The organism is Kitasatospora sp. NPDC059088 (assembly GCF_042738155.1).
In the GTDB taxonomy this organism is placed as follows: Bacteria; Actinomycetota; Actinomycetes; order Streptomycetales; family Streptomycetaceae; genus Kitasatospora.
The window spans coordinates 1-10,992 of sequence record NZ_JBHYGR010000094.1 but is presented as its reverse complement, the minus strand read 5'-3'; the positions used below and the strand labels follow the sequence as shown (position 1 = coordinate 10,992).

Below are 10,992 nucleotides of genomic sequence, written 5' to 3'. Positions count from 1 at the left end.
GCGCCGCGCCCCCGGCGGGGCCCCCCCCCCCCCCGCCGGCGGGGGGGGGGGGGGGGGGGGCCGCCCCCCCCCCCCCCCCCGCCGTTCTATTCGGTGGGAAGGCTGGTGATCAGGCGGGGGAGGTCCGCCGGTTCGAGCACATCCCAGGGGAGTGGCTGCGGCTCGTGCTCCTCGTTCAGGACCAGGACCTTGACGCCGACCGGCGTGCTGTCCCTCAGCGTTCCGCCGGGCTCGATCTCGACCTCGAAGCGCACGCGCAGCGTCCGGCGGTTGGAGTACCCGAGCTTGCCGGTCAGAAGGTCGATGAGTTCGTCGCGGCTCGCCGAGTCGAGAGGCACGCTGTCACCGCGTCGGCATCCGTCGCAGGTGCAGCCGGGACTGTCGATGGGCCGCTTGTTCTTGGACATGGTGGGCTCCTTGGTGGGTGCGGGTTGAGCGGTTCGGCCGCCCGGCCGTTCCGACATGGAAAACTATACCACACAGAAGAAGCAATCGTCCATCTTGCATTGCAGGTTTCATGTGGTATTGTTGTTCATAGCGGAACGGCCGGGCGGCCGGACCGTTCAACCCGCACTCACCAGGGAGTCACAGCATGGACAGCACGTTCACCACCACCGAGACGCCCACGCCCGTCCCGCCCACCGCGGACGTGACCGTCGCCTTCACCGCCACCGGCGATCCGGTGGTGCACGTCAGCGACTGCGGCCACCACGAGCGCCGTACGGCGCTGAGCACCGCCGCCGCCCGGCAGATGAAGGCCAGCAGCTGGACCGACGTCGCGGTGATCCTGTTCGGCGACACCATCGCGGAGTCGGGATTGACTCCCTTCGACTACGCCGACGAGCTCAGCATCGCCAGCTGCGCCCTCCGCATCCCGCACGGCGCCCCGGACGGCAAGAGCCGATGGACCCGGCAGCGGCGCGAGCAGGGCCTCCAGAGCCGAGAGCACTTCGAGGCCGCTCTCGCCCACTGGGCGCACACGGCGGCCTGCGCGGAGTGCCGGAGCCCAGGCCCGTCGGTGCTCACGGACGACGGGTGGCAGGGCACCGCCAACGTCTGCCCCGAGGGCCAGCGGCTGTTCGACGTCGAGTCCGCTTTCAGCCCCTACCGCTGACCCGGCCCGGAGGGGCGCCCTGCAGGCGCCCCTCCCCCGGCGGCCCACCCTCCGCCGGGGCCGCACCCGGCCCCCGCTCACCACACCTGCCCTGGAGTCCCGATGCCGATCTTCCTTGAAGCCCCCAAGCCCTATGCCGCTGGCCCCGACGGCCGAGGCTGGACCCGCCTGAGCCTTGGTGCCCACATCGGCGACCGCGACGCCCAGTGCGCGCTGCGCCCGAAGACCTACGCCGCGCTGGCCGAGAGCCGACGCAGCACCCAGCTGTCGGCCTGGGGCCCCTACCGGCCCTGCGTCAGCCAGGCCGCGCACGACTGCCTGACCTGCCCGGCGCTCACCAGCGCCCCCCGGGAGATGCCCGTGAACGCCCCGCTGGTCCTGGTCCGCATCGAGGAGCGCACCGTCGGCGAGATGTTCACCGCCGAGCGTCACGAGCTCCTGTGGCCGTGCACCGGCCCCGAGGACCGCGCCTACCGGACCGGGGAGCCCTGGGACTACGAGCAGATCAACCGCCTCGCGGGCTGGGAGGTCGGCCAACAGTTCTGGGACCAGCACGGCCGGGGCTTCTGGCTGGAGCGCACCTTGTATGTACGGGCCCCGCACGTGGAGATCCGCACACAGCGCAACCGGCACGCCGTCATCGTCGGCGGCACCCGCGCCGCACTGGTCGTCTGTTCCGGGGAGTGCCAGCACGACGAGCGGCTCCTCAACCTGATCAGCCACCACACCCCGGAGAGCGCCGACGAACAGCGCGTCACCCCGTCCACGTGGGATCTCGAAGGCGCCCGCGCCGAGGCCAACGGGCTCCGGGCCGGGGCGCACCACCGGAGCCACTACGAGATCCGCCTGACGGTCCGCCGGCCCGAGACCGTCGCCGAGCTGCTGCACGTCAGCTTCGACGGATCGACCTGGACCGCCGCGCAGATCACGGCCATCACGAGCGCCGCCCTGCCGCTACTGGACGCCGACGCGGCCCCGCCCACCCGCTGACGGGAGCAGCCCGGCGTGGAACGGGGGGCGCCACCTCCATGCGAGCATGTTTCATGTGGTATAGTTTTTCACGACGGGGCGGCCGGGCGGCCACCCCTCTCAACCCGCTTCATCCGAAGGGAAGTCCAGTGACCCGCAAGCGCCCGTTCGGCCCCCTCACGGCCGCCGACACCTTCACCGCCGACGTGCAGGCCCTCTCCGCCGAGGCCATGACGCAGGGGCTGATCTTCGGCGTGACCTCCGGCGGCCACAGCGTCGTCGCCCGCGCCAACCGGGCCAGCAGGACCGCGACCATGCGGATCAACGACCACGCGGGCCGGTACGCCGAGACCACCACCGCCCCCGACGGCGACCCGAGCGCGCTGCGCCGCCTCTGGAGCCGGGTCGAGGAACTCGGCGTCCGGCCCGCGCCCGCCGAGGCACCGGGGCGCAGCGGCAGCCCCGCGCGGGTTCACCCGGCGGTGGCCGCTCTGCTGGAGTCGGCCGCCGATCACCTGGCTCTGGTGGGCCTGCACCAGGGCGGGCGGGAGTGGGCGCAGGCTCCGTGGACCGGCCCGGCCACGGTCACCCATGCACTGGCGGCGGCCGTGCGCGCCCGGCGCGGGCTCCTACGGGAGCAGCGGGGCGCCCTGGTGGACGCCGCGCTGATCGTCCTGGCCGATCACGTCCACGGCCGTCCCGTCGTGGTGCCGCACTGGTGGAGGAGCGGGGCGCAGGCGTACCTGCGCGCGACGGTGTGGAACTGGGGTGACGCCCGGGGCCGCACGACGGCCGGTGCTGTCGCCTTCCTGCGCGGCGCCGCCACCGCGATCCCCGCCCGCCAGGGCTGACCGACCACCAGATCCCCGGGGAGGGGCCGCCGAGGCCGCTCCTTCCCGGGCCCCTCGACCGGAGCGCCACGATGGAAGCCCTGACTCTCTTCGACATCCCTGCCAAGCCGCGCGCCTTCCTGCTGAGCGGCGGCAACTCCGACCTGGCCCGGGACGGCATTTTCACGTGGACCCTGCCGGCGTGGGTGGTTCAGCGCGCCGACGGGAGCTGGTTCAACACGTGTCCGGAGGCGTCCGTCTGCGCGGCCATGTGCTTCGCCTACGCACCAGGCAGTTCCTACAAGCGGTTCCCGGACGTGGCCGCGAACCACCTCGGCAACCTGCAGATGGTGCAGGAGATGCCGGAGCTGTGGGAGCAGTGGATGGTCGAGGAGCTGCGGGACCGGCGGTACCGCGGTGGCGCCGCCGTCCGTGTTCACGACTCCGGCGACTTCTTCTCGACCGAGTACACCGAGGCGTGGTGGCGTATCGCCGAGTCGGCCCCGCACGTGCGCTTCTACGCCTACACCAAGGCCGTCAGCCGGGTGAAGGACGTTGCGGCGCGGCTCGGGACGCCGGCGAACCTGTTCTACCGGTTCAGCCGCGGCGGGACCGAGGACTACCTGATTCTGCCGACCGATCCGCAGGCCGACGTGTTCGCGGACCTGGCGGCGCTGGAGGAGGCCGGCTACGTGGACCAGGCCGCGTCCGACCTGATCGCGGCCGGGCCCGACATCAGGGTCGGCATGGTGGCGAACCGCATGCCGGTGCTGCGCAAGCGCCAGGGCCAGTTGTCGTTCGGTGAGCTCCAGTTGCTCCGGTACGACAAGCTGATGCCCAAGGCGTACCGGTGGCACCTGGCGCGGCTCGCGGTGCTGCTGGCGGCGAACGCCTGGCTGCTCCCGCTGCTCGACCGCACGGCGGGATCGTGGGAGACCTTGATCCCGTTCGCCGCCGGGCCTGAGGAGTCGCCCATCATCCCCGGGAAGGGGGTTTCCACGCCCACATGAGCATGTTTGATGTGGTATAGTTTCTTGTGACGGGGTGGCCTGGCGGTCGCCCCGGATCAACCCGCGCTCACCCGAGGAGCCGTCATGTCCGAGCACCAGCAGCTCGTTCTGATCGAGATCACCGGCCAGGACGGGACGACGACCCTGTTCGTCACAGCCGAGCGCCGCGAGAAGGCATGGATCGACGGGCCGATCGTGGGCCTGTACACCCGCCTCCGCCTGACCGACGCCCCCCAGGCCAAGCCGGAGGCCATGTTCCTGTCGCGCCGGGCGGCCAAGGCTGGCTGGACGGTGGACTCGCACTTCGGCGCCAGCGGCCACCCGTTCCACAGCCACGGGTTCGGTGCCCGCCACTCCGTCCCCGAGATCCTCACCCAGAAGATCGCCGCCCTGGTCGACGCCGAGGCGCCCCGCGCCGGTCTGGTCGAAGCGATCGACCAGACGAACCCCCTGATCCTGCCCGACCAGGACTGACCCCGCACCGGGGCCTCCGTCTCGGGCGACCCCGACCCCCTGCGTCCGGCGGCCCGGCCGCATGGCCGCACCCATCCGGCCCGCCCACGCCCACCCCCGACCACCACGAAAGCGATCACCCATGTCCAACCACGAGAACTACCTCCGCCTGCGCATCCACGCCGCACCGGACACCACGGAGGTGCGCGCCCAGATCAGCGAGGCGCTCAGCGAGCTCGACCTCGAACCGGACGAGTCGAACACCCCCAGCTCGCTGACCGGCGACTTCACCGGTTACTTCGGCGACCAGGACGCCGTGCTCGCCCTGGCCAAGGCGCTGACCGGCCTGCCCGGCCTGGCCTTCGAGCTCTGGACCGAGGAGGAGCAGGGCGAGCCCGGGCTCATCGTCACCCACGCCAGCGGCGTGGGCACGTTCACCGGCGGCTGCGACCGGGGCGGCGAAGTCGTGGTGCCTGAGACGGTCGTGCGCAGGATCGCGCTGGAGGAGGATCCGGCCGAGCGCACCCGGCTCCTGGAGGAGGTCACCGGCTGCGCCGTCCGCGCCGCGCTGCACCCCGGCGCCGAGCAGCAGGGCTGACCGGCCCCCGCCGTTCGGCCCGATGACCTCCCGCGTGCCGCTGGTGGCCGCTCGGCCGGACGGCTCGCGATTCCCGTACGGGACGGCATCCCGCGGTACCGCGAGCGCAGCAGTACCAGTCCGGCCCGGGGTTGGCGCCCCGGGCCGGTTCAACCCGCTTCCCCGAGGTCTCCCATGCAGAACGCCATGTTCACCGCGCCCGTCCCCGAGTTCGCCGCCAGCGGCCCCTGCGAGTGCGGGGTCACCGTGCTCTGCTGGGGGCTGGGGGCCGACTCCACCGCGATCCTGGTCCGGGTCCTGGAGGACCCGGTGCGCTACGGGCTGCGCGCCGACCTGTCCGATTTGATCGTCGTCACAGCGGTTGTCGGTGAGGAGTGGCCGGATACCTTGGCGCTGGCCGAGGAGCACGTGCTGCCGCTGCTGCGTGCCCGTCAGGTCCGCTACGTCCAGGTGGCCCGCGGCGGGCCGTCGCTGGCCCGGGACGGCATCGTGGTGCTGTCGGACACCCGCAGCCCCGAGCGCATCGTCGCGCGCGGGCCCTGGACCCTGGGCGACGAGCTTCGGGTCACCGGCACCCTGCCGATGTACCAGGCCGGCCGCAGGCTGTGCAGCCAGAATTTCAAGGGCGAGGTACTCGACCTGTGGTTCGGGCAGAACATCAACGGGCGGTTCTGCCACTGGATCGGCTTCGACGCGCTGGAGCGCTCCCGCGCGGAGCGCGACCGCACCTTCGCGAGCCCGCACCGCCACCCGCGCTACCCGCTGATCGAGTGGGGGTGGGACCGGCCGCACCTGCTGGACTACCTGCACGGGCGCTTCGGGGTCACCTGGCCCAAGAGCTACTGCACCATGTGCCCGTTCCCGGTGAGCGCCGGCTCGATCAAGGCCCACATGGCCCGCGCCGCGCTCTTCCCGCGCTCCATCGCCAAGGCGCTGGTGCTGGAGTACATGGCCGAGGCGCTCAACCCGCTGTGCACCCTCTACTCCGGCTCCTCGCTGCGCCGGGAGCTGACGGCCTCCGGCAACGCCGAGGTGCTGGCGATCGCCGAGGCCGCCATGGCGGCGATGCCGTGGACGGTCTACCAGGTCCGCCGGGTCATCGAGGAGGGCCGCTCGAAAAGCTGCAAGGAGCAGCACGGCCCGCGGTGCGAGGCGTGCAGGGCGGGGAAGCCGGCGGGGCCGAGGTGCAAGGCGTGCTTGAAGCTGCCGGAGCAGCGGTGTGACTCGCCCGGGCCGCGGTGCGTGCGCAAGGGGACGACGTGGCGGTCGGTCCTCTCGCTGGCACCGATGCCGCGCGGGGAGGCGCTGGCGGTGCTGGGGTATGCGGCGCGGCTGGCCGAGACGGGGGTGTGGGGCGGCCCCGGGGGGATCGCGCGGGTGGTGACGAGGAGTCGGGAGGAGGGGGTGTTCCCGATCGTGGAGGAGTCGTACGTGGCGGCGCCGACGCTGATTGCGGACAAGGAGCGGCCGGGGTGGGCGGTCACCTGGGAGAGGGGGACGGGGTTGTACCCGTCGGCGGGGGTGTTCGGGCAGGTGCGGGAGCATCCGGTGGCGGTGGCTGCTGCGGTACGGGAGTCGTGGCGGCAGTGCGCGGTGCTGCTGGCGGGGGCGCCGTGGATGCTGGGCGCGCTCGGCGGCGGCGGGGCCGAGGAGCGGGTAGCGGCCTGAGTGCGGGGTGCGCGGCCCGTCCCGTGGCCTTTGAGCTGCGCCGTTCGGGTGGATAGAGGCTTGGCACACTCGATTCTGCACGTTCCATGTGGTAATGTTTTCCATGTCGGAAGGGCCCGGGCGGGCCCGCCCGAATCAACCCGCCTTTCACCAAGGAGCAGGCATGTCCCAGCAGAACGGCAGCACCGGCGACGACTTCCGCGAGCGCGCCATCCCCACGGTTCCCCGGCCGCGCACCAGCTCGGAGAACAGCGCCAAGGGCCGCATCCCCCGCCAGCCCGGCCCGGACTCGCGCGAGAGCTGACGGCGGGCAGGCCCGCCGCCCCGGCGGCGGCCGCCGACCATCGCCCGGAGCCGGACCACCGGCCAGCGCGACCCGGCGCCGCCGCCTACCACCGGCCCGGGCCTGCGACCCGCACCGCTTCCGCCGCAACCACCGCGCACCCACCACGAGGAACAGCCATGCCCGAGCGCACCGCCGCCGACGTCTACCGCGACGTCGAGACCCTCTACGACATCGCCCACATCGCCCGGCGCCTGGCCCGCAGGCCCGTCGCGGGTGACCGGGCCGCCCTTCGGATCCGCCTCGCTGCGGAGCGCGGCCGCGCCGCCGACGCCTTCGCCCGGCGCGTCCTGGCCCGGCCGGGCGTGCGTGAGCACGACGAGACCGCCTACGCCCTCAGCCTGCTGCGCGGCGCCGTGGCCCGGCTGACCGGCCCGGAGAACGGCCTGATGCTGCTCGCGGCCTCCGCCGCTCGCGTCGCCTGCACCCGGCCCGGCGCAGCCGTCGCCGACCTGCTGGACCTGGCCGACTGGGCCAAGGAACTCGCCCGGCAGATCGCCGTCGAGCCGCGCCCCGCCGACCTGGCGAAGGCCACCGTCCAGCTGGAGTCCCTGCGCCTGCGCGCGATGGACGCCGGGCTGAGCGCGGACGAGGCGGCGGGCACCACCGCCGTACTGGTGGAGCTGCCGCACGGCGCCCACCCGCGGCTGACGTTCTCCAACGCCATCAGCCGCCGCGGCAGCACCACCGTCTGCTTCTCGTCCGAAGAGAACGCGAAGGCCGCCGCCAAGAAGTACGCGCCATACAACAACACCAGCGTCACGGCGCGCACCTGCACGCTCGACCACCGCGGTGCCGCCTGACCCGCACGGGCCGCGCCGACGCCGCCCGACCGCCCGACGCTCCGGGGAGGCCCCCGGGGCGCCGTCAACCCGCACTCCACCCGAAGGAAGACCTGACTCCATGAGCACCACCACGACCACCCTGGCGTACCGCATCGGAGCGCCGAACAACCAATGCCGCCGCCCCGTGATCATCGGCGCGGAGGAGGAACCGCGACTGCTCGGCTACGTCTCCCGATGGCACCGCGACTGGCTGGCCGAGGACAACAACGGCCAGGTGCACAACGTGCGCCGCCCCGCCGTCGGCTCCAAGGGCCAGGACAAGGCCGCGGACTGGCTGGCCAACGAGTTCGTCAACGGCCGGATCCAGGCCGTCCCGCTGACCGACACGGTGGCCGAGGTGCCCAGCCCGTACGGCCCGGCACCGCTTCTGCACCCGCGGATGGACGAGAAGCGCAACCGGGACAGCGCCCTTGCGGCGATCGCCAGGGTCACGGAGTTCCACTGGACGCCCCTAAGCGGCTACCCCGGCTCCGACAACCTCTGGCTCCTGCGCTGCGACCTGTGCGGGGCCGTGGTCATGAAGCACTACAGCCACCTCCGCGGCCGCAACGGCAACCCGCCGAGCGCCAACCGCCACCCCGGCTGCAAGAGCGAGGCCGAGGTCCGCCAGCTGATCGCCGCCTACCAGCAGTAGCCCGTCCCCCGAACTGCCTGCGGCCCGCACCCTCGTGGTCCGGGCCGCAGAGCCGGTGCCCGCCCCGGCCAAGGACGGCCGGGCGGGCGCCGGCCGCCCCGGGGACGAAGGCCCCGTCGAGGAGCCCGGGCCGCACCGCACCGCCGGCCAGTCCGCCGGGCCCGCCCCGGTGCACCGCCTGCACCCCGCCGATCACCGGCCCAGCCCGCTCCCCGCCGGGCCCACGATGCCCAGCTGCTCGCCGACCACCACCAGAGAAGAAGGTCCCCATGATCGTCCTCGCCGTCACCGCCCTGCTCGGCGCCCTGCTGTGCCTGGCCGCCGTCCGCGCCCCCGTCGGCCGCTCCACGTCGTCGTCGACCACGACGATGACGCCGGAGAGGTCTACGTCCGCATCTACCAGGGCCGGCGCCTGGTCCATTCCGCGCGCACCCCCGGGGTCACCACCGCCGCCGCCACCAGGCCGCCGGTCCGGCTCTACCTGCTCGACTCGGGCCCTTCCGGCGACCCGCACCACCACGACTGGGCGGAGAGGGTCGGCGAGGCGGCCAGGTGCGCGCCGCGCCCGGTCCGCGCCCACCTCGCTGCCCGGGTGACGGAGTACCACCAGCCCCTCGCCGCAGGCTGCGCTCCCTACCTGGAGGCCATCACCTCGTGACAGCGGGACGGAGCCCAGCCCATTGAAGCAGGTTTTATGTGGTATTGTTCTTTATGTCGGGATGCCTGGCGGCGCCCGTCCTCAACCCGCACTCCAGCCAAGGAGACACACATGCCCTCCGCCGCCTCCGGCGACGTCCCGCAGGCCCTGGCCGCGCTGCCGCAGCTGATGATCAGCCCCCACCGGCGCAGCGACGGCGCCCAGCTGCTCACCGCCAACGTCGGCGGCCACCTGCTGCTCCACCTCAAGGACGGCATCGCCACCGTCACCGGACGCGAGTTCACCACCGCTGCCGCCGACCGCCTCGTGAACGCGCTGCTCGGCCCCGTTGACCGCTACGTCAGGGCCGACGGCACCCGATCCCCGAGCCTGGCGGACGTCGACACCAGCAGGCTGCGGTTCCCCGACGACCACGTGCAGTGCGGCATCCAGCGCGCCGACCGCACCGGCACCGTGCACCGGGCCTGCGTGTACCGGGGCCCCTCCGTCCGCCTCGCCTTCCGGCCGCTGCCGGCCGCCGAGGTCCTGCCCGCCTTGAAGGCCCTCGCGACCTGACCACCCGGCACACCTGCGGGGCCGCCCCTGCTCCCGAACGGCACCATCCCGAGCAGGCCGCGGGCCCGCAGGTCCCGGCCGCCACCATGCCGGACATCCGGCCCCCGGCCGCCGGCGCCGCACTGGAGACCATCACCACGCACTCCCCCAGATCCACGCCGAACTGGCCTGGAAAAGGCCACCACCACCACCACCCGCCCACCACTGAACCGCCTGCCTCGCGGCGTCGCCCGAGGCCACCCGCCCCGATCCGAGGAAGCCGATGCCTCCCGCTCACTTCGACCCCGCCCGCATCACGGCGCTCGCCCACGCCGCCCTCGACCTCGAACGCCACCCGGGCTTCCGGCACTTCACCACCGGCCTAGTGACAGGCAGAGCCGGACCGTCGGGCCACTGGACCCTGACCACCGACCACGAAGCCGCCGCGGGCGCCGTCACCACCGCACTGCACCGCCATGGGTACGCCGTCGAGCACGACCGCCCCGGCGGCAGCCGAGAAGTCACCGTCTGGCCCGTGCACGCGGCGCGGTGGTCGCCGCTGCCGGCCTTGACGCTGCACGAGGAGATCCGCGTGCACCGTGGCGTGGAACTCGGCAGCGGCACCTGGGTCCTCGACGGCCCGCTCGGCACCGTGGAGCAGCAGTACGGCTCCGGAGGGCACAACGACCTGCTGGTGCATGCTCTCCACCCCTTCGGCTTCGCGGCCCGTTGGACGGCCTGCCCCCGCCACCCGGGGGGCTGCTGGCTGCGGACAGACTGGCGCCTTCCGGTCAGGGCCCGGAGCCTGCTCACTCCCGCCCCGATCTGCGGCCGGCCGCAGCCGACCCCGCAGTTGGCCGTCCGGCTCCGGACGCTCTACCGGATGCACGTCCACGCGACGGCGCCCCTCTCCGCCCTCCCCGCTCCGTCCGGCACTCCGTCGGCGCGCTCCCTCCCTGGAAGGAACTGCTCGTGACCACGGCTGCCGCCGCCGGCCCGGATCACGCGAACGCTGCGGCGCTGGGGCTGATCGAGGCCCTCGTCCAGGAGGCCCGGAGCTGGGCCTGCGACGACGAGGAGGACAGCGCCACCCTGGACGCCCTGGACTCCGCAGACCCCGACGGCCAGCTGGACATCCTGTCTGACGCCACACTGGCGCCGCGCCACCTGGTCGCGGCCGTCGTCGAGGCGGTACGCGTGCTGGCACCGCGCCTGCTCACCTAGATGTCGGGGGGGGGGGGGGCGCGGCGCCCCCCCCGGGGGGGCGCCCGCCCCCCCCGCCCCCCCCCCCCGGCGGGCGCCCCTCCACCCCCCCCCCCCCCCCCCCCCCCCGCGC

Annotated in this window: 15 protein-coding genes; 14 read left to right on the top strand and 1 reads right to left on the bottom strand. The window is 73.5% G+C overall.

The genetic code is table 11. The features are described from left to right. Positions 1-86: 86 nt before the first annotated feature. Entirely contained in the window at positions 87-407 is a 321-nt protein-coding gene (locus tag ACFWXO_RS31995) for a hypothetical protein (RefSeq protein WP_380528199.1), read from the bottom strand. Between the two features lie 185 nt (positions 408-592). Here ACFWXO_RS31995 and ACFWXO_RS31990 point away from each other — a divergent pair, with 185 nt between their 5' ends. The 14 genes from ACFWXO_RS31990 to ACFWXO_RS31925 all read left to right on the top strand — a co-directional run bounded on the left by ACFWXO_RS31990 (position 593) and on the right by ACFWXO_RS31925 (position 10,880). Next, on the top strand, positions 593-1,114 hold the full coding sequence (locus ACFWXO_RS31990) for a hypothetical protein (RefSeq protein WP_380528198.1): 522 nt from the start codon (positions 593-595) through the stop codon (positions 1,112-1,114). A 102-nt stretch (positions 1,115-1,216) separates the two neighbouring features. Then, positions 1,217-2,104 (top strand): hypothetical protein, encoded by an 888-nt coding sequence (locus tag ACFWXO_RS31985; protein WP_380528195.1) that lies wholly within the window; start codon positions 1,217-1,219, stop codon positions 2,102-2,104. A gap of 128 nt (positions 2,105-2,232) precedes the next feature. Next, complete coding sequence (locus ACFWXO_RS31980; RefSeq protein ID WP_380528194.1) at positions 2,233-2,934, top strand: DUF6197 family protein; 702 nt, start codon at positions 2,233-2,235, stop codon at positions 2,932-2,934. A 71-nt stretch (positions 2,935-3,005) separates the two neighbouring features. Beyond that, complete coding sequence (locus ACFWXO_RS31975; protein WP_380528192.1) at positions 3,006-3,923, top strand: hypothetical protein; 918 nt, start codon at positions 3,006-3,008, stop codon at positions 3,921-3,923. Between the two features lie 84 nt (positions 3,924-4,007). Beyond that, a complete protein-coding gene (locus tag ACFWXO_RS31970) occupies positions 4,008-4,397 on the top strand; it encodes a hypothetical protein (RefSeq protein ID WP_380528190.1) in 390 nt (129 codons plus the stop codon). A gap of 121 nt (positions 4,398-4,518) precedes the next feature. Next, a complete protein-coding gene (locus ACFWXO_RS31965) occupies positions 4,519-4,974 on the top strand; it encodes a DUF3145 family protein (RefSeq protein WP_380528188.1) in 456 nt (151 codons plus the stop codon). A gap of 174 nt (positions 4,975-5,148) precedes the next feature. Further along, positions 5,149-6,642 (top strand): hypothetical protein, encoded by a 1,494-nt coding sequence (locus ACFWXO_RS31960; RefSeq protein ID WP_380528186.1) that lies wholly within the window; start codon positions 5,149-5,151, stop codon positions 6,640-6,642. A gap of 163 nt (positions 6,643-6,805) precedes the next feature. Beyond that, entirely contained in the window at positions 6,806-6,946 is a 141-nt protein-coding gene (locus ACFWXO_RS31955; RefSeq protein WP_380528185.1) for a hypothetical protein, read from the top strand. A 158-nt stretch (positions 6,947-7,104) separates the two neighbouring features. After that, positions 7,105-7,788 carry a hypothetical protein gene (locus ACFWXO_RS31950; protein ID WP_380528183.1) on the top strand — a complete coding sequence of 228 codons (684 nt, stop codon included), beginning with the start codon at positions 7,105-7,107 and terminating at the stop codon, positions 7,786-7,788. 100 nt (positions 7,789-7,888) lie between these two features. After that, the gene (locus ACFWXO_RS31945; protein ID WP_380528181.1) at positions 7,889-8,464 is read left to right on the top strand and encodes a hypothetical protein; all 576 of its coding nucleotides are present in this window, start codon (positions 7,889-7,891) and stop codon (positions 8,462-8,464) included. Positions 8,465-8,774: 310 nt separating this feature from the next. After that, a complete protein-coding gene (locus tag ACFWXO_RS31940; RefSeq protein ID WP_380528178.1) occupies positions 8,775-9,122 on the top strand; it encodes a hypothetical protein in 348 nt (115 codons plus the stop codon). Positions 9,123-9,233: 111 nt separating this feature from the next. Further along, complete coding sequence (locus ACFWXO_RS31935) at positions 9,234-9,677, top strand: hypothetical protein (protein ID WP_380528177.1); 444 nt, start codon at positions 9,234-9,236, stop codon at positions 9,675-9,677. Between the two features lie 262 nt (positions 9,678-9,939). Then, entirely contained in the window at positions 9,940-10,632 is a 693-nt protein-coding gene (locus ACFWXO_RS31930) for a hypothetical protein (protein WP_380528175.1), read from the top strand. Continuing rightward, entirely contained in the window at positions 10,629-10,880 is a 252-nt protein-coding gene (locus ACFWXO_RS31925; RefSeq protein WP_380528173.1) for a hypothetical protein, read from the top strand. Before ACFWXO_RS31930 ends, ACFWXO_RS31925 begins: the two co-directional genes overlap by 4 nt. Positions 10,881-10,992: the final 112 nt, after the last annotated feature.

What these genes read in the sequence shown, in the direction of transcription:
- ACFWXO_RS31985 (WP_380528195.1), top strand. Translation starts at nt 1,217, where the DNA reads ATGCCGATCTTCCTTGAAGCCCCCAAGCCCTATGCCGCTGGCCCCGAC.
- ACFWXO_RS31960 (WP_380528186.1), top strand. Translation starts at nt 5,149, where the DNA reads ATGCAGAACGCCATGTTCACCGCGCCCGTCCCCGAGTTCGCCGCCAGC.
- ACFWXO_RS31930 (WP_380528175.1), top strand. Translation starts at nt 9,940, where the DNA reads ATGCCTCCCGCTCACTTCGACCCCGCCCGCATCACGGCGCTCGCCCAC.
- ACFWXO_RS31975 (WP_380528192.1), top strand. Translation starts at nt 3,006, where the DNA reads ATGGAAGCCCTGACTCTCTTCGACATCCCTGCCAAGCCGCGCGCCTTC.
- ACFWXO_RS31995 (WP_380528199.1), bottom strand. Translation starts at nt 407, where the DNA reads ATGTCCAAGAACAAGCGGCCCATCGACAGTCCCGGCTGCACCTGCGAC.
- ACFWXO_RS31945 (WP_380528181.1), top strand. Translation starts at nt 7,889, where the DNA reads ATGAGCACCACCACGACCACCCTGGCGTACCGCATCGGAGCGCCGAAC.
- ACFWXO_RS31955 (WP_380528185.1), top strand. Translation starts at nt 6,806, where the DNA reads ATGTCCCAGCAGAACGGCAGCACCGGCGACGACTTCCGCGAGCGCGCC.
- ACFWXO_RS31990 (WP_380528198.1), top strand. Translation starts at nt 593, where the DNA reads ATGGACAGCACGTTCACCACCACCGAGACGCCCACGCCCGTCCCGCCC.
- ACFWXO_RS31950 (WP_380528183.1), top strand. Translation starts at nt 7,105, where the DNA reads ATGCCCGAGCGCACCGCCGCCGACGTCTACCGCGACGTCGAGACCCTC.
- ACFWXO_RS31970 (WP_380528190.1), top strand. Translation starts at nt 4,008, where the DNA reads ATGTCCGAGCACCAGCAGCTCGTTCTGATCGAGATCACCGGCCAGGAC.
- ACFWXO_RS31935 (WP_380528177.1), top strand. Translation starts at nt 9,234, where the DNA reads ATGCCCTCCGCCGCCTCCGGCGACGTCCCGCAGGCCCTGGCCGCGCTG.
- ACFWXO_RS31965 (WP_380528188.1), top strand. Translation starts at nt 4,519, where the DNA reads ATGTCCAACCACGAGAACTACCTCCGCCTGCGCATCCACGCCGCACCG.